Genomic DNA, 24,960 nt, shown 5'->3' with positions numbered 1-24,960 from the left:
CGATGACCAGTGTGTTCCCCTTCTCTGATTCTCCCCTCGTCTTGTTGATCGACGATGACCGCTCGATGCGCCTTCTGTTGGCTCAAGCGATTAAGCAAGAGGGCTACCAGGTTGTAGAAGCGAAAGATGGAAAAGAAGGACTGACGCTTTACCAGCAAGTGCATCCAGACATTATTCTCATGGATGCCTTGATGCCTATTATGGATGGCTTTGCTTGCTGTGCCCAACTCCGCACATTGCCAGGGGGCGATCGCGTCCCTGTTTTGATGATTACCTGCTTAGATGACCCTGCTTCGGTGGATCAAGCCTTTGTCGCTGGAGCCACGGATTATGTCACCAAGCCGATCCATTGGGCAGTGTTGCGGCAACGGGTGCGAAGACTGTTAGAAACGAACCGCACTACCACAGAACTACGGCAGCAGACAGAACGTGCCCGTCGGAGTGAAGATCAGCTCAGGCTAGCGCTAGAAGCGGCCCATATGGGCACTTGGAATTGGGACATGAGCAGTGGGCAAGTGGTGATGTCGGCCACCACAGCCTATAACCTAGGGCTAGCCCCCACCGTCCTCACTCGCAGCTCAGAAGATTTGCTAGCAATGGTGCATTCGGAGGATGCTGCGGTTGTGAACCAAGCAACTGAGGCAGCGATCGCCTCTGGTACTAGCCTAGATATTGAGTTACGGGTGAAATGGCCTGATGACAGCATTCATTGGGTTGCGGCTAAAGGTCAAGGAGATTACGACGCCAACGGTCAGATTATCCGGATGCTAGGCGTCACGATGGATATCACCGAGCGCAAGCAAGCCGAACAGAAAATTCGCGAGCAAGCAGCGCTTCTGAATGTCACAACCGATGCGATCGTGGTGCAAGATCTCGATAGCCAAATTGTGTTTTGGAACCAAGGAGCAGAGCGCCTCTACGGCTGGTTGGCTAGCGAAGTTATTGGAAAAAATGTCAATGAGTTTTTACCTCAAGCCGCACTGCCGCGCTTCCTCCAAGATCTAACTTGGTTGCAAGAGCATCGAGAGTGGCAAGGAGCACTAAATCAGGTAACTAAAACGGGCAAAGCTATTGTGGTCGCCAGCCGTTGGACCTTGGTGCAGGACGAGAGCGGCCAGCCAAAATCAATCTTGATGGTGAACACCGATATCACAGAGCAAAAAAAACTAGAAGCTCAGTTTCTGCGCTCTCAGCGACTGGAGAGCGTCGGTACTTTGGCGAGTGGCATTGCTCATGACCTGAACAACTCTCTAGCGCCGATCTTGATGTCGGTACAGTTGCTAGAGAAAAAAGTGCAAGACCCACAAAGCCGCACCCTACTCTCAATCTTGGAGTCCAACACCAGGCGCAGTGCTGATTTGGTGAAGCAAGTACTCTCCTTTGCTAGAGGCTTAGAAGGAGAACATACACTCCTGCAAATTAAGCATTTGTTGGTTGAGATTGAGCAGATGGTGAAGCAAACTTTTCCGCGTTCTATCACCATCGCTACAGAGCTGCTGCCGTCAGATCTGTGGGTGATTTTAGGAGATGCGACGCAATTGCATCAGGTCTTGATGAATTTGTGTGTGAATGCCCGTGATGCAATGCCTGAAGGTGGCACGCTCAGCTTGGCAGCCGAGAACTTATGGATCGATGAGAACTATGCTCGCATGTATTTAGATGCCAAGGTTGGCCCTTATGTGGTGCTGACAGTGGCAGATACAGGCATGGGAATTTCGCCGAGCAACTTGGATAAAATCTTTGAACCCTTCTTTACTACGAAGGAGATTGGCAAAGGCACTGGACTGGGGCTGTCTACGGTGATTGGCATTGTTAAAGGTCATGGCGGTTTTGTCACGGTCCATAGCCAAGTAGGGAGAGGGACGGCTTTTAAGGTGTATCTCCCGGCTAAAGCCACGACTTTAGAGCGGCAAGCTGAAGTGCAGCACCACTTACCGAAGGGGCATGGCGAATTGATTTTGGTGGTAGATGACGAAGAACCGATTCGAGAAACCACCAGGATTTCCTTGGAAGCTTATGGCTACAGCGTCATGACTGCCAATGATGGAATTGAGGCGATCGCGGTCTACGCTCAGCACCAACAAGAAGTTAGCGCGGTGTTGATTGACATGATGATGCCATCGATGGATGGCCCGATGACGATTCGGATGCTGCAAAAACTTGACCCGGAAGTCAAAATCATTGCGGTGAGCGGTTTGGTTTCTGGCTATGAGGTGGGTGAAAATAACAGTATTGGGGTTCAAACCTTTTTACCCAAACCTTACACAGCCGAAGAATTATTGAAAAACTTGCAGACTATACTGAATGGCAAGGCTTAAGTTGCGATCGCAACGCTTCAACTTACGGGTTTCTGGCGTCGTATGAGTTTGGTGTCTGGGCAAATTCTGGGGGGACATTACCAAATCATCAGCGCCCTCAGCAATGGCGGATTTGGAGCCACCTTCCTAGCAGAAGACCAGTATTTGCCCAACAAGCCTCGCTGTGTGGTGAAACAACTGAAGCCACAGGCAAGCGATCCTTTAACGCTAGAAGTTGCCAGACGTTTGTTCGACACCGAAGCGCAAGTGCTACACCAGTTGGGCAACCACGATCAAATCCCCAGGTTGCTAGCGTACTTTGAGGAAAATCAAGAATTCTATTTAGTCCAAGAGCTGATTGAAGGACACGACCTAAGCCAAGAACTGCAACCGGGTGTACGGTGGAGCGAGGCTCAAGCGATCGTGTTGCTGCAAGATGTGTTGCAGACTTTAGAGTTTGTGCATCAGCAACAGGTGATTCACCGTGATGTGAATCCGCGCAATATAGTTCGGCGGCACCAAGACCAAAGGTTAGTCTTGATTGACTTTGGGGCCGTAAAGCAAATCAGCACCACGCTTTTGCAAGCGAGACAAAGCCCTCGGACAGTCGCGATCGGTACTCCCGGATATTTGCCAATTGAGCAAGCCACCGGAAACCCACAACCCACCAGTGATTTGTATGCACTCGGCATGGTGACGATTCAAGCGCTGACAGGTTTAGCGCCTCAAGACTTACCCAAAGACCCCAACACCGGAGAGCTGCTTTGGCACTCGTCTGCCACGGTGAGTCCTGAGCTGCAAAATATCTTGGATAAGATGGTGCGCTATGACTTTCGCGATCGCTACCAATCCGCCACTCAAGTTTTAGCGGCCCTCAAGGATCTCAGCACGTCTCCACCTGCTACCGTGGCGATCGCACCCAAACCCCGTTCGCTCCTGCGAACCCAACTGCCGAAACTTGGTTCTTGGCGAAAAAGTGCCTTGCTGGGGGGAGTGGTAGTCACAATTGGAGCGATCGCGGCAGTTTTTGGCGTGCGGTATTTCAACTTCTCCAGTGCGACAGAACTGTACCAGAAGGGAGAAACCCTGGCCGCACTGCAACGCTATCCGGAAGCTTTAACCGCTTACGACAAAGCCATCCAGATCCGCCAAGATTATCCCGAAGCGTGGAACGGTCGGGGTGAGGTGCTGACTCAGCTCAAGCAGTACCCCAAAGCGCTAGATGCTTACGATCGCGCCATCCAAATCGATCCGAAGTCTTGGGAAAGCTGGAGCGATCGCGGCCTGCTGTTGAACACTTGGCAACGACATAACGAGGCATTGCAGTCTTTTAATCAGGCGATCGCCCTCAACATTGATGCTCCGGAAGTCTGGAACGGTAAAGGCCAAGCCTTGATTGGAGCCAAACGGTACGATGAAGCGATCGCAGCTTTTAAGCAAGCGGTGACGTTGGAACCAGATTCGGCTCCTGCTTGGTATGGGCAGGGTTGGGCGCTGCACAATCTGCAAAAGTATGACGAAGCAGTGAAAGCCTACGACAAAGCGGTCGAAATTAAGTCGGATTATCACCAAGCTTGGTACAACCGGGGCAATTCGCTGAGTAGCTTGCAGAAGTATCAAGAGGCGATCGCGTCCTACGACAAGGCAGTGCAATTTCAGCCACGCTTTTATCAAGCTTGGTACAGTCGGGGCAATATGCAGAGCAATCTCCAGCAATATGAGGCGGCGCTGGAGTCTTATGAGCAGGTGACGAAGCTCCAGCCCAGCAACTATCTCGCTTTCTACAGTCGGGCTTGGACGCTGCATCGCTTGCAACGCTACGACGAGGCGATCGCCGCTTACGACAAAGCTTTAGACCTGAACCCTAACGATTACTTGGCTTGGTACAACCGCGGCAATGCGCTCTACAACTTGAAGCGTTACGACAAGGCGATCGCGTCTTACGATCAAGCGGTCCAAATCAAACCTGACCACTACGAAAGTTGGTACAGCTTGGGCAATGCCCTGACGAATGTAAAACGCTACCCAGATGCTTTGGCGGCTTATGACAGGGCGTTGCAGTACAAGTCGGATTATCGAGAAGCCAGTGAAGCCCGCGATCGACTTAAGCGGCAATTAGAGGCCCAAGAGCGGGAGCAAAAACCTAAGGAACCCAAAGCAGAAAGCGATCGGACTTCAGAGGGGCAGGAACTAGAACCACCAGCAGAAGAGCAAAACTCTGATGATCAAGGGACAGAGGGCAATCGGACTTAGGTATTTAAATAAAATACAAAAAATCAAACTGCGAGATTCTTAGTAACAATATCAGTGGCATATATTATGATGCTTCCCTTTACATACACTTGTGATGTGAGCTTGACAGTATATGAGCAGTCGAAGCAGTATCTTGAAGAACAATCAGACATAGCTAAGCAACTCTCAGAATTAGCATGGGCTTACAAAAGTATCGGCAAAGTTATTCCTACAACAACAGAGAATTTATGGTCGGGACATTTTTTCCCTTGGCATGATTCATGGGAAGAAATTCAAGTTTCGTATAATTTGTGCATGCTAGGGTTTTATAAACAAGCAATGACCTCTCTGCGGGGCAGTTTTGAGTTGGGTCTTTTATCGGTGTACTGGAATTTGAATGATGATGGACATGAGATAATCCAGTCTTGGCTTAGATCAGACGAAAATACTCCTCGCTTCGGTGACATTTGGCGAAAACTTGAACAACACCCTAATTTTTTAACATATCAACAGCATCATAATATTAAGCAGCGATTGCTTGATCTTGGGTATCTTCATGATTATGTTCATGCAAAAGGGCATAAGTTTTCAAATGCTTTTGGGATTTCCAAGTCTAACAAGCAAACTTTCGAAAAAACTGCTTTTGATACATGGTTTTCGGCATATAAAGAGGTAGTTGACATACTATGTTCCTTACACTTAGTTAAATATCCAATTGGGGTTATTCGCTTTGATTATTCAGCTAAGTTTGGTATTAATATACCTTTTTTCGGGGGGCTTGATGAATTTGAAGTAGATCGATTAGAGCAAGTTATCGGCCAGGCAGCCTTCCAAATCATTCAATCAATTGCAGCATCAGATTCTACAGTCCAAAATCTGCTCAACTGGATTACAAGCTTACCCGATATATCTGAGGCGGAAGCTCAGACTCAATTAATTGAGGGTGACAAATCCTTGATTAAGGCTATGGGATTTAATAACTGGGCTAATATGATGCATCAATCTATATCAATAGCTGGCAATAAACTATCCGAGCATGAAACAGCAATTTACGAGCAAAGATTAGAACATTTGCGTCAGTGGTCTGAAGAAAATGGTTATGACAAGCCATTAATAGAAGGATCATCTACATAGCAATTTCAATAAGGCAGACTAATAAAACTTTGGTGCGGATTTAGAGTCTCCTACCACTGCTCCACTCTGCCACTGCTTAGCTAAAACCTGATCGCCTGCTTGGATAAATCTAGTAAAAATGAACCAATTAGTACGGGATGCCGATCGCAGTTGAGGGATTAGCAGCGATAGAATCATTAAGGACTGTTTAGCGCTGCCCTTCATGTCTCAACGCTCCCGTTCTGCCAACCGCAAATCCACCGAGCCTACCAATGGACACCACCCATCCCAGGCAAACTCAGTGGACCAAAACACCATTCGGATTCGGGGAGCCCGCCAGCACAACCTCAAGAACATCGACCTAGAACTACCCCGCGATCGCCTCATCGTCTTTACCGGGGTGTCTGGGTCCGGCAAATCTTCTTTAGCGTTTGACACCATTTTCGCCGAAGGGCAGCGGCGCTACGTCGAGTCCCTCAGTGCCTACGCGCGGCAATTCCTGGGCCAAGTCGATAAACCCGATGTCGATGCGATCGAAGGACTCAGCCCTGCCATTTCCATCGACCAAAAATCCACCTCCCACAACCCCCGCTCTACCGTCGGCACCGTCACAGAGATTTACGACTACCTGAGACTCTTGTTCGGACGGGCAGGCGAACCCCACTGCCCCCACTGCGATCGCTCCATTGCCCCCCAAGCGATCGATCAGATGTGCGATCGCATCATGGAATTGCCCGATCGTACCCGCTTCCAAATTTTGGCTCCCGTGGTTCGGGGCAAGAAGGGCACCCACAAGAAATTGCTCTCTAGCCTCACCTCCGAAGGCTTTGTTCGAGTGCGGGTCAACGGCGAAGTGCGTGACCTCAGTGACTCGATCGAGCTAGAGAAAAACCAAGCCCACAACATCGAGATCGTGGTCGATCGCTTGGTCAAGAAACCTGACCTAGAAGAACGTCTAGTCGATTCGCTCACTACCTGCTTACGGCATTCCGAAGGCATCGCTATCATTGATATTCTGTCTGCCTCGGATGCTGAGTCTGGTGCAGATTCTAATGTGGTGGCTCTCCCGACAGGTAAAAGTGCAGCTAAGAATTCAGTGCCAGTAGCCGCAGAATCTGGTGGGCAGTACGGGCTACCGCGAGAATTGGTGTTCTCGGAAAACTTCGCTTGCCCAGAACATGGCGCGGTGATGGAAGAACTGTCCCCCCGTTTGTTCTCCTTCAACTCGCCTTATGGTGCTTGTCCCAACTGTCACGGTTTAGGCAGTCACCGCACCTTCTCAGCAGACCTGGTGGTGCCGAATCCAGCCTTACCCGTCTATGCCGCGATCGCTCCTTGGTCAGACAAAGACAACACTTACTATCTCTCCCTGCTTTACAGCGTCGGGGAAGCCTTCGGTTTTGATATCCAAACACCCTGGAACAAGCTCACCCGCGAGCAACAGCAGATCATCCTGAATGGCTCCAAAGACGCGATCAAAATTGAAGTTGATTCGCGCTATCGCGATCAGAAAAGCTACGTGCGGCGGTACGAAGGTGCCCTCAATATCCTGCAACGCCAGTACGAAGAAGCCAGTTCTGACCTCTACAAGCAGAAGCTAGAGCAATATCTGGTTGATCAACCTTGCGATGTTTGTCAGGGGCGACGGCTGAAGCCAGAATCGCTGAGCGTGCGGCTGGGCCAATACCAGATTACTGAGCTGACTGGCGTTTCTATTCAAGAATGCTTGAGCCGAGTGGAAGGTTTGAAGCTGAGCGATCGCCAAGCCACAATTGGCGATTTGGTGCTGCGAGAAATTAAAGCTCGCCTGCAATTTTTGCTGGATGTGGGTCTAGATTACCTGACGCTCGATCGCACCGCCATGACCCTCTCAGGAGGAGAGGCACAACGAATTCGTCTCGCTACGCAGATCGGATCGGGGCTCACAGGGGTGCTCTATGTCTTGGATGAACCCAGCATCGGCTTACACCAGCGCGATAATGGCCGCTTGCTCCGCACCCTCGACAAGCTTCGTACCTTGGGCAATACGCTGATTGTGGTCGAGCACGACGAAGAAACCATTCGCGCTGCTGATCACCTCGTGGATATTGGCCCTGGCGCGGGGATTCATGGCGGCCATATTGTTGCCCAAGGTAGCTTTGAGGACATTTTAGCGGCTCCTGATTCTCTGACCGGGGCTTACTTGTCGGGTCGCCAAGTGATTCACACACCCACCGAACGCCGAGAAGGCAATGGTCGAGCTTTAAAGATTAAAAAGGCTTCTCGCAATAACCTCAAGCAAGTGAGTGTCGAGATTCCTTTAGGCGAATTAGTTTGCGTCACAGGCGTTTCGGGGTCTGGTAAATCCACCCTGATTAATGAACTGCTTTATCCAGCGCTACAACACCATTTCGGCCACAAAGTTCCCTTCCCCAAGGAAATGGAAGCTCTAGATGGCCTGAATGCCCTCGACAAAGTGATTGTCATCGACCAGTCTCCGATCGGTCGCACGCCTCGTTCCAATCCCGCCACTTACACAGGTGCGTTCGATGTCATTCGAGATGTGTTTGCGGAGACGATTGAAGCCAAAGCCAGAGGCTATAAACCAGGGCAGTTCTCCTTCAACGTCAAAGGCGGACGCTGCGAAGCCTGTGGTGGTCAGGGGGTAAACGTGATTGAGATGAACTTCCTGCCTGATGTTTATGTGCAGTGCGATGTTTGTAAGGGAGCCCGCTACAACCGCGAAACTCTCCAGGTGAAGTACAAAAACAAATCGATCGCGGATGTTCTCAACATGACCGTAGAGGAAGCCTACGAGTTTTTCAAAAACATTCCCCAAGCGTCTAATCGCTTGCAAACCTTAGTGGATGTGGGTCTCGGTTATATTCGTCTGGGCCAAACGGCACCCACCCTCTCTGGCGGAGAAGCTCAGCGGGTGAAGCTCGCCACTGAGCTATCCCGTCGCGCCACAGGCAAAACTCTGTATCTGATCGATGAACCCACGACGGGACTTTCGTTCTACGATGTCCACAAGTTGCTGGATGTGGTGCAGCGCTTGGTAGACAAGGGCAACTCGGTGCTGGTGATCGAACACAACTTGGATGTGATTCGCTGCTCCGATTGGGTAATTGACCTAGGGCCAGAAGGCGGCGACAAAGGTGGCGAGATTATTGCCGTGGGCACGCCAGAAGAGGTGGCCGAAAACGAGCGATCGCACACCGGACATTATCTTAAGCAAGTGCTAGAGCAGTATTCGCCTGTGTCTTCTAGTTAGCTTGCATCTTCGTTTGGCTTGAGTGCAAAGAAGGTTGATCATAGTTAACAAGCGGATAGAATCTTACAGAATCAACTAGTATAAGCCGTTACAAGTTGCAGTAGGGTAATAATGCGGTTTTTTTCAAAGCTCGGAATGGGCCTAATAATTGGGTATAGCTTTTTTGAAAGCTTTCAGTTATTCAAAGAACTTACTAGTACTAAGTTCTTAAGAATTGACTTAATCACTCAACATGACAAACGCTATCACGAAATTAGAAAAGCGTTGCCTCAAAATACCACAGTTGGCTATATATCTAGCTTGAGCGATCCCAAAAATATATTAAGCGTGGATGACATTACTCATGAAGTACAAGAATACTATTTGGCTCAATATGCTTTATCTCCTGTTGTTCTTGAAAGGGGTAAAGACTACTCGTTTGTAGTGGGTAATTTTTATCGTCCAGACATTAAGATTGAAACTGATAAAAATCTAACAATTATTAAGGATTATGGGAATGGTGTTTTATTGCTAAAAAATAATCTTAAATAAAATACATTTAACCATATGCTCTCGTTCCTTATCTCGCTAGTAATATCCTTAGCCCTAGGTCTCTCTCTTGCTATTATATTTTGGCCTTTGGGCCTTTTGAGTTCCGCCTACACTGCCAGTATGATTTTTACGGCTTTAGGATTAAGTTTGGGATCCTCTGCCTCCCTTTACTTGTTAGGGAAATTATTACTTGGTTTGCCAACCCTCGTCTTTTTTGCTATTGAAATATCTTTAGTATTTTTGTTGTTTTCTATCAGCTTTGAAAAAATAAAAAGATGTTTTATCAAATCTGAACTAAAACTGCCCTGTTTTGATCTTAGAAGTGTACTTCAACCTAAACCTCAGAGAATTCTACCTTTTGCATTCTTAATTGCACTGATTGTTAATATCTTCTCCTTCTTACTGCTCTCAGTTCGAGAGCCACATGGTGGCTGGGATGCTTGGGCGATTTGGAATATGCGCGCACGATTCATATTCAGATCTGGAGAGCACTGGAGAAATGCTTTTTCCAGTGCTATGGCCTGGTCACATATTGACTACCCTCTGCTGATTCCTAGTCTTGTTACACGCTCGTGGGCCTATGTTGGAGATGAAACAACTTTAGTTCCAGCCACACTAGCAGCAGTTTTCACGTTTTCCACTCTTGGTTTCCTCGTTTCTTCTCTGTCAGTTCTCAGCGGCAAAAAACAGGGATCCATAGCAGGTTTGTTATTATTAAGCTCTCCAGTTTTTATTAAGTTTGGGGCTAGTCAATGTGCTGATATTCCGTTAGGTTTTTTTATCCTAAGTACCATTGTTCTTTTAACTTATAGAGACATTTACAATTACAATTCTCTTAGAAAAAACTACACTTTAACTATTCTGGCAGGCTTCATGACGGGATTTGCAGCCTCAACGAAAAATGAGGGTATGCTTTTCTTGGTTGCAGTTAGCACAGCTCAAATTTTATTGTTACCTTTTGCTAATACCAAGAAAGAATACAGGTCTCAACTTAAACAAGTATGTCTATTTTTACTAGGCTTGTTGCCACTACTTGGATTACTGCTCTACTTTAAAGGTAATATTGCTCCATCCAGTGAATTTCTTGATTCTCAAAACTTAAAAAATGTATTTAGTAGAATATCGGATTTTTCAAGATATATAGTAATTGTCAAAGAATTCTCAAAGCAGCTTGGTTATTATGTGGCAATTTTAGGTGCTTGTTTATTGTTTCTGGGATTTAAGCTAGAGAAACAAAAGCTAGCAGGCATAACAACTGCGCTTCTTACTATTTTTCTCATGTTACTAGGTTATGCCTGTGTTTATTTAATCACTCCCTATGACCTTAGTTGGCATTTAGTTAGTAGTTTAGATCGTCTTCTTATACAATTGTGGCCTGTTTCAGTATTTACGTGCTTCTTGGTGATTCGTATAAGACACAAAGAGATGAATTTAACAGTGAGCCAATCTATTGAATCCCGACCAACTTGAGTAACAAATAAAGCTTGAGTAACAAATAAAGCAGAGTTTAGTGACCTGATTCAGTAATTTCTTGGCTTACTCTTCGCCCCGCTGTTTGCCCCTACTTATCTCTAATTTCCTACTTAGGATGTTTCTGCTCCTGATAGCTCTAGCTACTATGAAAGCTAATCTCAGTAGAGAAGAGAGTAATGGCTATGTTAAAAGATCTTTCTTACAATTACATCACAACAAATAATATCAATCTGCACTACGTCACTCAAGGCGAAGGGCCGTTGATGTTGATGCTGCATGGCTTCCCGGAGTTTTGGTATTCCTGGCGCAAACAAATTCCGGAGTTTGCCAAGGACTACAAAGTAGTAGCGTTGGATCTGCGCGGTTACAACGACAGTGATAAGCCATCTAAGCAATCTGCGTATGTGATGGCGGAGTTTATCAAAGACATCAAAGGCGTGATCCAGGGCTTAGGGTATGACAAGTGCGTGCTGGTGGGCCACGACTGGGGAGGCGCGATCGCCTGGAATTTCGCCTATACCCATCCAGAAATGCTCGATCGCCTGATCATCCTGAACTTACCGCACCCAGCCAGGTTTGCCGAAGGACTTCGCACACCCCAGCAGTTGCTTCGCAGTTCCTATATCTTTTTCTTCCAATTACCTTGGCTCCCGGAGTGGCTGATCCAAGCGGGCGATTATCAACCGCTAGAGGCAGCTTTTAAGGGGATGGCAGTGCATAAAGATGCGTTTACCGCAGCGGACATACAAACTTATAAACAGGCAGTAGCTAAACCAGGTGCCCTCACCGCCATGCTGAACTATTATCGCAACGCCTTTCAGCAAGGGTTATTTAAGCCGGATTGGGGAGTGCTAGAGGTGCCCACACTCATGATTTGGGGTGAGGAGGATACGGCCCTAGGAAAAGAACTGACGTACGGAACAGAACAATATGTGAGAGATTTTCAGATTAAATATATTCCTGACTGTAGCCATTGGGTACAACAAGAGCGACCCCAGCTCGTGAATCAGTACATGCGCGAGTTTTTAGCCAAGAAGTAGTCTTAAGGGTGATTTACTATACCGGGAAAGCTTGTATACCAGTGGTCTGACCTTCAAAGGTAAAACGAAGTCATGAGTCAAGGAAACACCGAAGTTTGCTCTGCTTGTGGTGTCAAAATTTTGAGAATTCCGACTGGCGATCGCGTCTTGTTCTCTGTCGGCCCACCGGGGACTAGGGCAACGCTATGGGCTAGAGTTTGCCAATTTACTCAAAAACCAGGCTGCATCAACAAAGACAGAGATGCAGTCGGAGAGATGAAACCGAACGACTACTACCAAGCCGAACTATAGAAAAAGCGATCGCCCTCTTTGAAGCTAGGAGAGCGATCGCTTTTTAATTGACCATTTGGAGGGCAGGTCGCGGTTGAAGGCGCTATAACTACCACTTCAAGAGATTAAACTGTTCCATGTCTACGGTGTCGCGGTTGCGGTAGATGGCTAGCACGATCGCCAGACCCACTGCGGCTTCTGCTGCCGCGATCGTAATCACAAATACTGTGAATACCTGACCTTTAATCTCTGCGGAGTCGAGGTAGTTCGAGAACGCCATCAAATTTAAGTTGACAGAGTTCAACAGTAATTCGATCGACATCAACACTCGTACCGCGTTCCGGCTGGTGACGAGGCCATAAATGCCAATGCAAAAAAGAGCAGCCGCTAACAGCAAAAAGTATTCAAGTTGCATAAATCTCCTCACGGGTGACTAAACGAATCAACTAAAAGCTTAGAAATCAACACCATTCATGGAATGAGTAGGATTAAGGATCTAAGCGATCGCTGGGGGTCACTGGTCCTTCAGCACCCGATTGAGATGATTTGATGCGGCCACCACTTAAAGCGGGAACTGCTTCTCTGGGCCGTTCTTGCAAAGTAAAAACTTGGCGTTGGGTTTGCGGAGTGGAGGTGTCGTCTGGTAGGAACTCACGACGAGCCAGGATAATTGCGCCCACCAAAGCCATCAGTAGTAGAATCGAAGCCAACTCAAACGGCAGCAAAAAGTCGCTGAAGAAGTGCTTTCCGATCACTACAATGGCATCATCTCCAGCACCAGGCGCATTCGAGAGAGACCAAGGAGTTGAAAGCACCATGGTGCTGAGCAGGGCAAATAGGCTCACACAAACCAATCCAGTGAGTGCCTGCCGCACCCAAGCATTGGGCATAGGCTTGAAGTCTTCTCGCTTGTTTACCAACATGATGGCAAACAGAATCAAGACGTTGACGGCTCCCACATAAATGAGTACTTGAGCCGCAGCGACAAAGCCCGCATTCAGCAAAATGTACAGCCCAGCAATGCTGATGAACACACCACCAAGCAAGAAGGCTGAATAAACGATATTAGACAGCAGTACCACACCAAGAGCTGCCCCAATCATCATCAGACCTAGCAGGCCGAATGAGACAATCTGAACTCCTTCCGCTAGATTCACTATCCTTTGATCTCCTTAGAATGCATGCGCGTCAAGCTAATTACGCTTGGGTCTTCTCAGAATTTTGCTCAAGCTGTTCCGAAATCTCTTCCGGGCGCTGGCCTGCTCGCTGGCTACCGGGGGGCAGATCATGAGGGTCCATGACACCTTTGGGTAAGTAAACCAGCTCTCGTAGCGGTGTCACCATTGGGTCATCTGTGACTTTATACGGCAAGCGACCTAGAGCCACATTGTCATAGTTCAGTTGGTGGCGATCGTAGGTTGATAGCTCGTAGTCTTCCGTCATCGACAGACAGTTGGTGGGGCAATATTCCACACAGTTACCGCAGAAGATGCAAACTCCAAAGTCGATGCTGTAGTGCTTGAGCTGTTTCTTCTTGGTTTCTTTGTTAAATTCCCAATCGACGACTGGCAGGTTGATCGGACAAACGCGGACGCAAACTTCACAGGAGATACATTTGTCGTACTCAAAGTGAATCCGCCCCCGAAACCGCTCAGAGGGAATTAGTTTTTCGTAGGGATACTGGACTGTAATGGGTCGTCGGCGCATGTGGTCGAAGGTCACAGATAAGCCTTGACCAATGAAGCGAGCGGCTTGTACCGCTTCTTTGGTGTAGTCGCCAACTTGTTTGAGGAACTTGAGCATGGAGTCACCGTTCTTGAAGGATGAAGGATGGAGCTTGCTTCTTGAAGGGAGAGGGATGAAGTCAGGATACAGTTGGCTAACAATTCGATATCCAGCTTCATCCGAGGCTGTCTAAACTGTAGGTTTAGCTACCCAACCTAGCCACCAAAGGCAAAGGGAAGGGTGAGCTTAAGGGCCGCAGTCAGTAATAAGTTCACCAAGCCTACAGGTAGAAGAAACTTCCATCCTAAGTCGAGGAGTTGGTCAATCCGTACCCGTGGTACTGTCCAACGCAGTAAGATCGCCAGGAAGATCAGGAAATAGGCTTTGAGCAGGGTCATGGTGATGCCCAAAGTTGCAGTGATAATTTGCAACCAAGGCGTCGTTTCGCTAATGCCGAACCAGTTGGAAATTAAACCCAGGGGAATGGGGGATTCCCAACCACCCAGGTATAGCACAGCGACGAAGAGGGCTGAGAGGACCAAGTTGACGTAAGAACCGAGGTAGAAGAGGCCAAACTTCATTCCGGTGTACTCAGTTTGATAGCCAGCGACCAGTTCTTCTTCCGCTTCTGGTAAGTCAAAGGGGAGGCGCTCACATTCAGCGAGGGCAGCAATCCAGAAAATCAAGAAGCCTACAGGTTGCCGCCAAATATTCCACCCTAGAATGCCGTAGCCCGCTTGTTGGTTGACGATGTCAATCGTGCTGAGGCTGTTCGACATCATCACGATCGCTAAGACCGACAAAGCCAGGGGAATTTCGTAGCTGATTGACTGAGCGGCTGCCCGCAGTCCCCCAATCAAGGAGTACTTGTTATTCGAGGCATACCCAGCCATGAGCAGGCCAATGGGGGCAATGCTAGAGAGGGCAATCCAGAGAAAGACGCCAATGTTCAAGTCAGTGATTAACAGATTCTGTCCGAAAGGCACGATTAGGTAGGACAGAAACACCGGAATCACGACGATCGCGGGTCCTAGGGTAAACAGGATAGGGTCGGCTTTGAGCGGAATAATATCCTCTTTCAGGACTAGCTTGAGGCCGTCAGCCACCGGAGCGAGGGCTCCCAAAGGACCAATGAACTCTGGGCCAATCCGTTGTTGAGCGGCGGCTGAGATTTTCCGCTCTAGCCAAACACAAGCCAATACGCCGACTGTAGCGCCTAGAAGCATCACAACCATCGGCAGGGGCAGCCAAACGAGTCTGGCAACATCGGCGGGTAAGCCTAGCTGCACAAGCGCTTGGATAAAACTTCCTTGTAGGTCAATTCCTGGATTCATGTTTTCAATAATGGCGATCGCTGAGTTCGTTCAACCAAATTAAAAGCTGCTGACTGGGCAACTTCATAGTTTGTGGTCGCTGTCTAAATTCTCAATCCAGCAGCTAATTAGAATGGACTGATCACTTAAGTTTCTTTATGAAGAATGTTTGACTTCTACAGTGCCTAGTATATCGCTGGACGGTCTTGTCAGCGGTCTTAGCCATAAGAAGTTGTACCTATTCAACCCTTAACATCTTTAGCTGAGGATGGCGGCTCTGCCCTCGCTTCAACCCATCTAAAAATCTAATTTGCTAAAACTCTATGGATTCCATAGAAAATTTTTAGCGAGTTGTGAGAGGCGTACTTCCTGTGGGTGGGCCTTTCACAACTCATTGGGAATTGCCATACAAAAAACCCCCAAACAACACGCTTGAGGGCTGGAGTTCCTGAAAATCGTCACTTTGCTTATCCTGACAAGCTTGATCCCGAACAGCAAGGGGGGCATGACCCATCACTAGTAGATCTAGGGGGCGATCGCAGCTAAGTTATAGCGTTGACAGGGAAGAACAACTAGCGCTTTTCGATCGGAATGTAGGGCGCTTCGTGAGTCCCGGTATAGATCTGGGTGGGGCGGAAAATGCGGTTTTCGGCCAGTTGTTCTTTCCAGTGAGCCAGCCAGCCAGCTACCCGTGAGATAGCAAAGACAGGCGTAAACAAATCGGTGGGAATGCCCAATTTGCTATAAACCAGACCAGAGTAGAAATCAACGTTGGGGTAAATTCCCTTGGAACCTAGCTTTTCTTCTACAGCTCGCTCTAGCTCGATCGCGATGTCGTAGTATTTGTCTCGACCAAACTTCTCAAATAGCTGCTCAGCCAAGCTTTGCAGAATCGTGGCTCTGGGGTCTTTGACTTTGTAGACACGGTGCCCAAAGCCCATAATTTTAGCTTTGCGCTCCAAAAGACCATCTAAGTAGGGACGGACATTGGCGACAGAGCCAATCCCTTCTAGCATCGAAACTACCTCTTCATTCGCGCCACCGTGGAGGGGGCCTGCCAGAGTGCCAACAGCCGACGCAATGACTGCATAAGGGTCAGTCAGAGTTGAGGCTGTGACCATTGCTGAAAAAGTCGAAGCGTTGATCGTATGCTCGGCGTGTAGTGTCAGGCACACATCAAACACTCTTGCGGCTAGGGGATCTGGTTCCTGCTCATTCAGCATGTACAAGAAGTTAGCTGCGTAGTCTAAATCATCTCTGGGCTGGACTGGGTCGTTACCTTTGCGAATCAGTTCGAATGCTGCCACCATCGTGGGAATCTTGGCTAACAACCGCACCGCTGCCGCCCGAATATAAGCGGGGTTGTGCAAATCACGGCGAGAGTAGAACAAGCCCAAGGCAGCGGCTGAAGCTTGCAGAGCATCCATTGGGTGTCCGCTCTCCGGGAAGCATTTCATCATGTCCCGCACCCGGAATTTCACACGGCGGTGGTACTGAATTTCTTCTTTAAAGGCATCGAGTTCGGCTTTTGTGGGCAGTTCGCCCCAAATCAGCAAATAGGCAGTTTCCAGGAATGTACTCTTTTCTGCGAGTTCTTCAATCCGGATACCGCGATATTCCAGAACACCGCGCTGACCATCAACGTAACTAATACTGGATTGGGTGGCAGGAATATTTTCTAGACCTGGCCGATACTCGCAGATAGACATGGCTCTACCGTCCGGTTGCTTAAGACATACTGAGGTTATATGGCGACAGGGTGCAGGGGTGGAACTCCTGCGTGAGAGCGGTGCCCTCATACCCCTAGTTCACAACCAATGTGTGAATGCTATATTTAGGCTAACTTACCAGAAAACTGCTAGGGAAGTGTTATAGCAAGAACTTCGGTGGGCTCAGCCAAAATAGAGAACTATTTGCGATCGCCTGACCCGATCCAGGGATTGTTAGGCCAATCACTCCAGCCTTTTTTAATACCAAACCATCCCTCGCTTGACCCCAAACCAGAGTTTCTGCCCAGTTGCCTAGGTCCGGTTGGTGCCCGACGATCGCCAAAGGAGCATCAGGGTGCGATCGCTGCCATTCCTCAAACCAGGCTAGCCAAGCTTCTAAGCTACCATCAGGCGCTAAATAGTCTGATACTTCCAGCCGAGCACTTAAGCCTTCAGCTTGTAGAATTTCGGCGGTTTGCTGTGCCCGTACCAGAGGGCTGGTGAGAATCAAGTCAAATTGCAGCTTGAGTTCAACCAAGCGCTTCGCTACTTGGCGAGTTTTGCGACGACCCTCCTCGGTTAGGGGGCGCTCCCCATCACGAGTATAGGTGCCCCGCTCCGCTGCAATGCCGTGACGAATGATGTAGAGGTCAGACATAGAAACTTTTCCGATTTCAAAGCCCCTCTCTTCGCAGGAGAGGGGTTTAGGGCGAGGTTAGCTCAACTAAATAAACGTATCTTCTGGATTCACCAGCCGCAGCAGCTTTTGCTTAATTTGGGCATCAAAGACTTCCCATTTCATCTTGGCGTATTCAGCATTTTCGTTGAAGCCAGAGAGAAATCCCATTGGAATTTCAAACCCGCCTGCGGTGAAGCGACCACCCCCAAAAAAACGGCCTTGGGCATCTTGACCAAAGGCTTCTTTAATAAACTCGTCGGGGTCGAGGGTGATCTTGCTCGTTCGCAAGGAGCCAATCACAACTTCAAGTTCTTCGTCCTCATCGTGGACAATGCCATAAACCATGGCAGTATGGACGTTTTCCTCTGTGACCAAAAAGTCGGCGGCTTGCGGAATAGCATCGCGATCGTCGTAGCGTAAGTAACCCACCCCAGCGATCGAGAAGTTATTTTGCACAATCCGGTTGCGGAGCGATCGCTCAATCACATCCATCACCCGCTTAGAGCGAGCTGACTGAAGGACTGCGTTGAGCAACTGGGTGTCGTAGAACCGACTCAAATAGGCTGCTGCGAGAAAGTCTTCCTCTTGCGCCTGCATTAGGGTGTTGGTGTCAGAGCGCAGGCCGTGCATTAAGGCAGTGGCACACTTGACATGCTGGCTAATGCTGCTGTCGAGGTTCAGCAAGCCTGCTTGGAGGTAGTGGGCGCAAATAGTAGCTGTTGCCCGCGTATGAGGGCGAATATCAGAGAATTCTGGATTCAATCCACCCTGCATGCTGTGATGGTCGATCACTACCGTCACTGGGATGCCTGCCTGTTGTACTAGTGTCAGGAGTTGGCTAGTTGTACCTTGGTTATCAATTAGGGCACAACCTTGGTAAACCGATAAATCTTTGGTTTTGGTACTCTGCACCGTCCAGCGCTGCACAGGTAGATTAGTCAGCTTCACTAAGGCAATATTTTCTTGGTGGCTGAGCGTCCCTGCATAAACAATTTCACATTGAATGTTGTACTGCTCAGCAATCAGTTTGTAGGCCCAAGCTGAAGAGAGGGCATCTGGGTCGGGAAAATCTTGCAGGATGATCAGCTGGCGTTCGCCTTGATGCCGCTCTAAATTTTGGCGGAGCGCTTCTACTTTTTGATCCTTGGAATCTAACGAGCGTTGGGCTTGGCGATCGCCAACATTTGGGATGGCTCGAACCTCTGGATACTCAACTGCTGGATATTCGACAGACTTGGCTTCCACAATGGTTTCTGCTGCTGATTCTGAGTTTAGAACGATATTGTTGCGAGACCTAAGCGAGTTAGACGACATACTGGCACAAAGTTGGGTTTAGGAGTCTCGTATCCCAATCGCGGCAATGCTACAAACTGGCAGAAATCAGCGATTGAGCCGTTGATCTGTACACCCTGATCTTCGCAAAAAACTCGTAGAACGACATACTGCTCGCAGAGTATCTACGAAGCAGTAGAGACCAGCGCTTCACCCACAGATAATGGGCGGGGTGGGCCTCTCATAACCCATCTGGGATTGCTAGATCAGCAATTAAAAACCCCGCGCTTGCCTACACACGGGGCTTAGATACCAATCACATATTTACGCCACTCCTGATGTCCGCCGTTCTTGACATGCTTTGTGACTTCAAAGTACAGGCCACTGTGGGGTTTGCGCGGTGGATAGTCTAGAGGCATATTGGCTTCTTTGGGAGTGCGGTTGCCTTTTTTGACATTACAACGAACACAAGCCGTCACGATATTTTCCCAACTGTCATCACCGCCGCGCGATCGCGGAATCACATGATCGAGGGTTAGGTCATCACCTGTGTAACCACAGTATTGACAAGAGTGACTGTCTCGGTGGAGGATATTTCGTCGGGTGAGTGGAATTTCCTTGTAAGGCACCCGGACATAATGCCGCAGCCGAATCACCGTTGGCAGTGGAAAATCAGAGTAGACACATTTGCCGTTGTGTTCTACCTGTTCTGCTTTGCCTTTGAGAAGTAAAACGATCGCCCGTCGCCAGCTCGTAATGTTGAGTGGTTCGTAGGAGGCGTTTAGCACCAGAACCTTGCTCATTGATGGTTGACAGAGAGAATATTTTCACAGATAGTAACACAGCTCACATCTGCTCTGCCGCGTCTAGTGGGATCAAGCCTGACTTAGGCAGCCTTAATGCCAGAAGCGGTTTTTCTGCCTACCAAAAGATAAGTTTTCATCTCTCCTCTACCCTTAATCGGAATTTCGCCGCGCTCAATAAATAAGTACTTATCTTGCAAACATTGGTAAGTACTAGCCGTGACTTGAATGCACCCCGCTAGACCTTCCGATTCCATGCGGCTGGCAATGTTCACTGTGTCGCCCCAAAGATCATAGATAAACTTTTTGATGCCAATCACGCCTGCGACGACTGGGCCTGTATTGATGCCAATGCGAATGGGAAAGACTTCGTGCTGTTCTAGATTGAGTTGGGCGATCGCGGTTTGCATATCCAGGGCCATCTCGGCGATCGCTTCAGCGTGATTAGCACAGGGGATGGGCACACCCCCTACGGCCATGTAGGCATCGCCAATGGTTTTGATTTTTTCGAGGCCGTGGCGTTCGGCTAAGCGGTCAAAGGCAGAGAAAATTTGGTTAAGTAGATTGACCAGTTCGGTGGGGGAAATGCGAGCCGCAAGCTGAGTAAAATTGACGATGTCGGCAAAGAGTACGGTTACGTCTGGGAAGCTATCCGCGATCGCCCCAGAATTTTGTTTCAGTTTTTCCGCGATCGACGGGGGCAGAATGTTGAGCAACAACTCTTCGGCCTTGGCTTGCTGTAACCGCAGAGCTGCCTCAAACCGCTTGCGATCGGTGATATCGGCAACGGTGCCTTCGTAATAGAGGAGTTTCCCTTTGGCATCGCGTACCGCTCGGGCGGTCTCGGAAATCCAAATTAGGTTGCCGTCTCGCCGATAGACTTCCGATTCAAACCGGGACACCACTCCCTCTTGTTCTAAAGCCAGAATAAATTCCGTCCGGCGATCGGGTTCTATATAAAGCTGCTCAGCACTGGTGAGGTTAGCGATCAAATCCTCTGAGCTGCTGTACCCATAAATTCTCGCTAGAGCTGGGTTGGCGCTGAGGTAGCTGCCATTGGGTGCAGTTTGAAAAATCCCCTCTAAGGAGTTCTCAAAAATGCTGCGATACTTTTCTTCCGCCAAGCGCAAGGCTTCTTCAGCGCGTTTGCGTTGCAGAACAGAGCCGAGTTGAGTGGCGACCGCTGACACCAGTTCCACTAAACCTCGGTCTTCTTCCCGCGCTTCAAACATAAAGAAGACGAGGATAGCTAACACTTCACCTTCTGCGGTGATGGGCACGCCAAACCCTGCTTTCAGACCCACCTCTAGGGCAATGTGCACTCGTAAAAAGTGCTGATACGCCTCCTGAGAAACATCCTGAATCCACTCTGGTTGTTTGGAAAGCCAAACTCGTCCCGGTAAGCCTGCTCCTAAGGGAAAGGTGAAGGCTTCACTGAGGCGGCGGAAGTCCCGCATGATTGGGGAATTGCTGTACCAAGCAGGACTGAGTTCCAACGCAACTCTCTCTGGGCAAGAAATCCAGGCTTCCCCGTAATCCCAATCCGTGGCTTCACAAACTTTGGTGAGAGCGACTTCGAGAGCCGTGGCGAAGTCCTCTGCTTCACTAATTGCCTGAGTGACGTTTTGCAGTAATTGGACGGCTGTGGCTGCTTGCTTCCGCTTCGTGATGTCGTGAAGCGTGCCAGATAGTCCTACAACGCGCTCTTTGGCATCTAAGGTGGCTTGAGCTTCTAGCTCCATCCAGCAAAGCTTGCCGTCTTTGGTCAGCAACCGCACTTCAGCCCGATAGTCCGGGGCTTGCTGAGTCATCAACCGCTGAAATTGCTGCCGATGGTAGGGGCGATCCTCCGGGTGAATGTAGCTGAGAAAATGTTGGCCTAGACTTTCTTCTACGGCAAATCCAGCGATCCTGCTCCATGCAGGATTCAAAAACTGCCAAACTCCTGCCCCATCAGTTTGAAAAATCACTTCTTTGATGTTATCTACCACCAGCCGATAGTTTTCCTGGCTGTGACGCAGTTGCCACTGGGACTTGCCCAACGCCTCTAGCATTTGGTTAATCGCAGACCCCAAATTAGACAATTCATCGGAGCCGAGAGACGCGACTCGCAGCGAGAAATCTCTAGATGAGCTAATCTTGCTGACTTCACCCATCAGGTGGCCTAGCCGTCGTAGCACCAGTCGCTCTAGCAGTAAGAGTGTCCCAATGCCGAACCCTAAACCAATAATGAGCAAGGTTAGTAACAGATAACGTTGGCTGGCTTGCCCTTGCTGATAAATTCGTCTCGGTAACTCTACGCGCAAGAGAATGGCTGGTTTGCCGTTGAGGTCGTTGATGAGGGTATAGCCTGCGATCGCCTCTGAGCTTAAGGGCTGAACAAAAATGCGATCGCTATTTTTAGAAGGAGCTTGAGTGCTGAGGCTGGTCCTGGCAGTCGCTAGATCAGGAGGCAACTGTGGATCATCAATGCGATAAGCCGTCAGTGATAGATGAGTAATATTGGCTAATCGCTGAACTGTGGTGCTATCTAGGTAGCGCCCCATCAGGAGGGTACCTTGTGCAGGCCCTTTGCCTTCCCCAGTCAAAATCAAGCTGGAGGCAACCAACATGGGGCCTTCTGGCATCAGCACGACCCCCGATAGCTGATTGGTAGCGCTAGGCGGTTGTAGCAGGGAAGGATGAGCCGCTAAGTAGCTCTGAATGCTCGGCGGAATCGCGGTAAGTTGCTGAGTTTTGGAGTCGAAGCTTTTGCCAAAGATGGTTTTCCCTGAAAGCTGAGTGTAGAGCATCAGGTTGACTTGAAGGCGGGTGATCGTGGCTGCGTTGAGGTTGGCGGTGAGGTAGGTGCTGTTGCTATCCTGAACAAATTGATAAGTATCGTTCCACTCAGCCCAGTCATGAACGGTAAAGTTCAGTTTGTCAATTTCTGCATCAAAGGCATCGATCGCCCGCTCGACGTTGCGTTGCGTATCTTCTGCTTCTAGCTTGGCAAAACTACCCAGCAAAATGGTGGAGGAGCTAGTGTAGAGGACTCCTACCAGACCTACTAGAGCTACGCTAATCAGTAGCAGAGTTCGCTGGCGCAGTTTCATTGAATTCCCTTCACAGAATTCGGCATTATTGACTCTTGCATCAGATTTCTCTCCGTTTCAGGCGTAGTAGCCTCTGATACTTTCTGGCGGCAGCTTCAAACTCAACCATGATTTCCCTTGCCTCGCTGTATAAGCCTGAGGAAACTCAGCATACGTTTACCTCTATCTCAAATCAATATCCTGAACTGCGTCTTTGTCTCAGTAAAACTGCTGAATTTGTTCATAACTTCTTCATTTAGGCTCTGTACTTAAAGTTATTTTGTTTGTCCTAACGGAATGGTGCTGCTGATCGGTGGAGAGTTCAAACAAACTTGTGACAATCCGGCGCACTGGTTACACTGCTGGTAAATTTTATTAACTCGTCTTGACTCCTAGCTTTAGAGAGGGTCGAGGTGGGGGGCTAAAACGCTACGGTGCGGTAAGTCTATTAGGACGATGCGCCGAGAGTCGTAGAACTGAAGTGGTGTGAGTGGAAGGAGGGAAGGAATATGTTGAGCTGGGAGCCAGATTTAAGAACTGCCTCTATACAACGTGAGGTGCCGAGAGAACCTCTGTGTGAGCGGGCTTGGGTAGAAGTAGATTTGAGTGCCTTGGCTTACAACATTCGGCAGCTTAAGAGTTTGCTAGCGCCCAAGACAGCGCTAATGGCAGTGGTGAAAGCAGATGCCTATGGCCACGGCGCGGTGACTGTGGCGGAGACAGTGTTGCAGCATGGTGCGACTTGGTTAGGAGTCGCCACAATTCCCGAAGGCATTGCGCTGAGAGAGGCAGGGATTGAAGCACCCATTTTGGTTTTAGGGGCGACTTACAGCCCAGAGCAAATCCGCGCGATCGCCCACTGGCAACTCCAAGCAACGCTGGGCAGCCCCAAGCAGGCATTGGTGTTCTCAGAAACTCTGAGTGACATGTCCCATCCTCAACCCTTACCTGTCCATATCAAGCTGGATACGGGAATGTCTCGTTTGGGGACTCCTTGGCAGCAGGCGATCGCATTTGTGCAGTTGGTAGAGCGCTTACCCCATTTAAAGATCGCCAGCATTTACTCGCACTTAGCGACTGCTGATAGCCCCGACCCTACGATCATGCGGCTGCAACAGGAACGATTTGAAGCCGCGATCGCGCAACTGCAAGCTACAGGGATAGCTTTACCTCGGCTGCATCTCGCTAACTCTGCTGCAACCCTGAGCGATGCCAACTTGCATTACGACCTAGTGCGGGTCGGCCTAGCGATGTATGGTCTCTATCCTGCTCCCCACTTGCAAACAGTGGTAGACCTGAAGCCAGCCCTGCAAGTAAAAGCACGAGTTACCCAAGTGAAAACAATCCAGCCAGGTACAGGAGTCAGCTACAGCCACAAGTTCGTCGCTGACCGGGAAATGACAATTGCGGTGGTAGGTATTGGTTATGCCGATGGGGTGCCGCGCAATTTATCCAACCAACTGACTGGACTGATCCGGGGGCGACGGGTGCGGCAGTTGGGCGCGGTGACAATGGACCAACTGATGATTGATGTGACGGATATTCCCCATTTAGAGGCTGGGGAAGTGGTAACACTGTTGGGGCAAGATGGCCGCGATCGCATTACCGCTGATGACTGGGCCACTACTCTCGGCACGATTTCTTGGGAAATTCTTTGTGGGTTTAAGCATCGTTTGCCACGGGTCGCTGTAGGACAAAGCTAGGTGTCCGGTGTACTACCAAAAACCGGGTAGATCTTCTTGGGGTAACTCGCGATCGCTAAACTCAGAAGGGGGGCGATCGCTACTCCAAGCCCACCAAGCATAACCACATTGGCATTGGTAAAACTCTTGCCATTTGCGACGATGGTTTTCGGTATACACGGGCGATCGGCGGTTAAGCCAAACTTGTTGGGCATCTAAGCTGGGTGCATGACATTGAGGACAATGAAACTCATGGGCGTGTGTGGCGGATTGAGTCCAGTCAGGCGCAATGGGATCGAAAGCGTCCATGCCAAAGGTTGTTGAGATTAACTGTTTATTATTAACGCGATTGTCCTGCTGTTTCCCAGAGGAAATGAAATTTGTCGGTTCACTTACAGTAAATCTTAAAGTTTCAGGGAATTCCGATCTGGATCGCCTTACTTAAGGTTTCACTAGAACCGAAGTGCTATTTTCTATGGACTTCTGGGCAACTT

The 24,960-nt window shown here is 49.1% G+C and carries 20 protein-coding genes; 9 read left to right on the top strand and 11 right to left on the bottom strand.

Features of this window, described 5'->3' with window-relative positions; translation table 11 throughout:
* Positions 1–2: 2 nt before the first annotated feature.
* The 3 genes from H6F90_RS01395 to H6F90_RS01385 all read left to right on the top strand — a co-directional run bounded on the left by H6F90_RS01395 (position 3) and on the right by H6F90_RS01385 (position 5,663).
* Positions 3–2,318 (top strand): response regulator, encoded by a 2,316-nt coding sequence (locus H6F90_RS01395; protein ID WP_190549571.1) that lies wholly within the window; start codon positions 3–5, stop codon positions 2,316–2,318.
* 42 nt (positions 2,319–2,360) lie between these two features.
* On the top strand, positions 2,361–4,550 hold the full coding sequence (locus H6F90_RS01390) for a serine/threonine-protein kinase (RefSeq protein ID WP_190549570.1): 2,190 nt from the start codon (positions 2,361–2,363) through the stop codon (positions 4,548–4,550).
* Between the two features lie 66 nt (positions 4,551–4,616).
* Entirely contained in the window at positions 4,617–5,663 is a 1,047-nt protein-coding gene (locus tag H6F90_RS01385) for a hypothetical protein (RefSeq protein WP_206756143.1), read from the top strand.
* Between the two features lie 18 nt (positions 5,664–5,681).
* Here the strand turns inward: H6F90_RS01385 and H6F90_RS01380 are convergent, their stop codons facing one another.
* A complete protein-coding gene (locus H6F90_RS01380; RefSeq protein WP_190549568.1) occupies positions 5,682–5,867 on the bottom strand; it encodes a hypothetical protein in 186 nt (61 codons plus the stop codon).
* On the opposite strand from H6F90_RS01380, the gene uvrA reads away from it, so the two are divergent.
* The 5 genes from uvrA (at position 5,866) to H6F90_RS01355 (ending at position 12,230) form a co-directional block, all read left to right on the top strand.
* Positions 5,866–8,895 (top strand): excinuclease ABC subunit UvrA, encoded by a 3,030-nt coding sequence (gene uvrA / locus H6F90_RS01375; RefSeq protein WP_190549567.1) that lies wholly within the window; start codon positions 5,866–5,868, stop codon positions 8,893–8,895. The two genes, H6F90_RS01380 and uvrA, sit on opposite strands and share 2 nt — an antisense overlap.
* Before the next feature lie 111 nt (positions 8,896–9,006).
* Complete coding sequence (locus tag H6F90_RS01370; protein ID WP_190549566.1) at positions 9,007–9,426, top strand: hypothetical protein; 420 nt, start codon at positions 9,007–9,009, stop codon at positions 9,424–9,426.
* 120 nt (positions 9,427–9,546) lie between these two features.
* A complete protein-coding gene (locus H6F90_RS01365) occupies positions 9,547–10,896 on the top strand; it encodes a hypothetical protein (RefSeq protein WP_190549564.1) in 1,350 nt (449 codons plus the stop codon).
* 185 nt (positions 10,897–11,081) lie between these two features.
* Positions 11,082–11,939 (top strand): alpha/beta fold hydrolase, encoded by an 858-nt coding sequence (locus H6F90_RS01360; protein WP_242024271.1) that lies wholly within the window; start codon positions 11,082–11,084, stop codon positions 11,937–11,939.
* 72 nt (positions 11,940–12,011) lie between these two features.
* Positions 12,012–12,230, top strand: a complete 219-nt coding sequence (locus H6F90_RS01355; RefSeq protein ID WP_190435680.1) for a hypothetical protein — start codon at positions 12,012–12,014, stop codon at positions 12,228–12,230.
* Between the two features lie 88 nt (positions 12,231–12,318).
* Here H6F90_RS01355 and nuoK read toward each other — a convergent pair whose 3' ends face one another.
* From nuoK to H6F90_RS01310, 9 genes are all read right to left on the bottom strand, one after another.
* A complete protein-coding gene (nuoK, locus tag H6F90_RS01350) occupies positions 12,319–12,624 on the bottom strand; it encodes an NADH-quinone oxidoreductase subunit NuoK (protein ID WP_190435677.1) in 306 nt (101 codons plus the stop codon).
* Positions 12,625–12,697: 73 nt separating this feature from the next.
* Positions 12,698–13,366 (bottom strand): NADH-quinone oxidoreductase subunit J, encoded by a 669-nt coding sequence (locus H6F90_RS01345; protein WP_190549560.1) that lies wholly within the window; start codon positions 13,364–13,366, stop codon positions 12,698–12,700.
* A gap of 40 nt (positions 13,367–13,406) precedes the next feature.
* Entirely contained in the window at positions 13,407–14,012 is a 606-nt protein-coding gene (gene ndhI, locus H6F90_RS01340; RefSeq protein WP_190435669.1) for an NAD(P)H-quinone oxidoreductase subunit I, read from the bottom strand.
* Positions 14,013–14,149: 137 nt separating this feature from the next.
* A complete protein-coding gene (gene nuoH, locus H6F90_RS01335) occupies positions 14,150–15,268 on the bottom strand; it encodes an NADH-quinone oxidoreductase subunit NuoH (protein ID WP_190435666.1) in 1,119 nt (372 codons plus the stop codon).
* Between the two features lie 551 nt (positions 15,269–15,819).
* Positions 15,820–16,956, bottom strand: coding sequence for a citrate synthase (locus tag H6F90_RS01330; protein ID WP_190435663.1), 1,137 nt, complete (start codon positions 16,954–16,956; stop codon positions 15,820–15,822).
* A 160-nt stretch (positions 16,957–17,116) separates the two neighbouring features.
* Positions 17,117–17,614 (bottom strand): phosphohistidine phosphatase SixA, encoded by a 498-nt coding sequence (gene sixA / locus H6F90_RS01325; protein ID WP_190549558.1) that lies wholly within the window; start codon positions 17,612–17,614, stop codon positions 17,117–17,119.
* Positions 17,615–17,680: 66 nt separating this feature from the next.
* Positions 17,681–18,949, bottom strand: a complete 1,269-nt coding sequence (locus H6F90_RS01320) for a bifunctional oligoribonuclease/PAP phosphatase NrnA (protein WP_190549556.1) — start codon at positions 18,947–18,949, stop codon at positions 17,681–17,683.
* A 263-nt stretch (positions 18,950–19,212) separates the two neighbouring features.
* Positions 19,213–19,710: an HNH endonuclease gene (locus tag H6F90_RS01315; RefSeq protein ID WP_190435653.1), complete on the bottom strand. Its 498-nt coding sequence runs from the start codon at positions 19,708–19,710 to the stop codon at positions 19,213–19,215.
* Positions 19,711–19,793: 83 nt separating this feature from the next.
* On the bottom strand, positions 19,794–22,805 hold the full coding sequence (locus H6F90_RS01310; protein WP_190549554.1) for an adenylate/guanylate cyclase domain-containing protein: 3,012 nt from the start codon (positions 22,803–22,805) through the stop codon (positions 19,794–19,796).
* A gap of 488 nt (positions 22,806–23,293) precedes the next feature.
* Between H6F90_RS01310 and alr the strand changes: the two genes are divergently transcribed.
* Positions 23,294–24,487: an alanine racemase gene (gene alr, locus H6F90_RS01305; protein ID WP_190549552.1), complete on the top strand. Its 1,194-nt coding sequence runs from the start codon at positions 23,294–23,296 to the stop codon at positions 24,485–24,487.
* Between the two features lie 12 nt (positions 24,488–24,499).
* Here alr and H6F90_RS01300 read toward each other — a convergent pair whose 3' ends face one another.
* Positions 24,500–24,775 (bottom strand): hypothetical protein, encoded by a 276-nt coding sequence (locus H6F90_RS01300; RefSeq protein WP_190549550.1) that lies wholly within the window; start codon positions 24,773–24,775, stop codon positions 24,500–24,502.
* Positions 24,776–24,960 lie beyond the last annotated feature (185 nt).

It is taken from the genome of Trichocoleus sp. FACHB-591, from assembly GCF_014695845.1.
GTDB lineage: Bacteria > Cyanobacteriota > Cyanobacteriia > FACHB-46 > FACHB-46 > Trichocoleus.
This window is presented reverse-complemented; position numbering and strand designations above follow the sequence as displayed.

Bases quoted from the DNA above. Each gene is read 5' to 3' on its own strand.
- H6F90_RS01395 (WP_190549571.1), top strand. From the start codon at position 3: ATGACCAGTGTGTTCCCCTTCTCTGATTCTCCCCTCGTCTTGTTGATC.
- H6F90_RS01390 (WP_190549570.1), top strand. From the start codon at position 2,361: ATGAGTTTGGTGTCTGGGCAAATTCTGGGGGGACATTACCAAATCATC.
- H6F90_RS01385 (WP_206756143.1), top strand. From the start codon at position 4,617: ATGATGCTTCCCTTTACATACACTTGTGATGTGAGCTTGACAGTATAT.
- uvrA (WP_190549567.1), top strand. From the start codon at position 5,866: ATGTCTCAACGCTCCCGTTCTGCCAACCGCAAATCCACCGAGCCTACC.
- H6F90_RS01380 (WP_190549568.1), bottom strand. From the start codon at position 5,867: ATGAAGGGCAGCGCTAAACAGTCCTTAATGATTCTATCGCTGCTAATC.
- H6F90_RS01370 (WP_190549566.1), top strand. From the start codon at position 9,007: ATGCGGTTTTTTTCAAAGCTCGGAATGGGCCTAATAATTGGGTATAGC.
- H6F90_RS01365 (WP_190549564.1), top strand. From the start codon at position 9,547: ATGATTTTTACGGCTTTAGGATTAAGTTTGGGATCCTCTGCCTCCCTT.
- H6F90_RS01360 (WP_242024271.1), top strand. From the start codon at position 11,082: ATGTTAAAAGATCTTTCTTACAATTACATCACAACAAATAATATCAAT.
- H6F90_RS01355 (WP_190435680.1), top strand. From the start codon at position 12,012: ATGAGTCAAGGAAACACCGAAGTTTGCTCTGCTTGTGGTGTCAAAATT.
- nuoK (WP_190435677.1), bottom strand. From the start codon at position 12,624: ATGCAACTTGAATACTTTTTGCTGTTAGCGGCTGCTCTTTTTTGCATT.
- ndhI (WP_190435669.1), bottom strand. From the start codon at position 14,012: ATGCTCAAGTTCCTCAAACAAGTTGGCGACTACACCAAAGAAGCGGTA.
- nuoH (WP_190435666.1), bottom strand. From the start codon at position 15,268: ATGAATCCAGGAATTGACCTACAAGGAAGTTTTATCCAAGCGCTTGTG.
- H6F90_RS01330 (WP_190435663.1), bottom strand. From the start codon at position 16,956: ATGTCTATCTGCGAGTATCGGCCAGGTCTAGAAAATATTCCTGCCACC.
- sixA (WP_190549558.1), bottom strand. From the start codon at position 17,614: ATGTCTGACCTCTACATCATTCGTCACGGCATTGCAGCGGAGCGGGGC.
- H6F90_RS01320 (WP_190549556.1), bottom strand. From the start codon at position 18,949: ATGTCGTCTAACTCGCTTAGGTCTCGCAACAATATCGTTCTAAACTCA.
- H6F90_RS01315 (WP_190435653.1), bottom strand. From the start codon at position 19,710: ATGAGCAAGGTTCTGGTGCTAAACGCCTCCTACGAACCACTCAACATT.
- H6F90_RS01310 (WP_190549554.1), bottom strand. From the start codon at position 22,805: ATGAAACTGCGCCAGCGAACTCTGCTACTGATTAGCGTAGCTCTAGTA.
- alr (WP_190549552.1), top strand. From the start codon at position 23,294: ATGTTGAGCTGGGAGCCAGATTTAAGAACTGCCTCTATACAACGTGAG.
- H6F90_RS01300 (WP_190549550.1), bottom strand. From the start codon at position 24,775: ATGGACGCTTTCGATCCCATTGCGCCTGACTGGACTCAATCCGCCACA.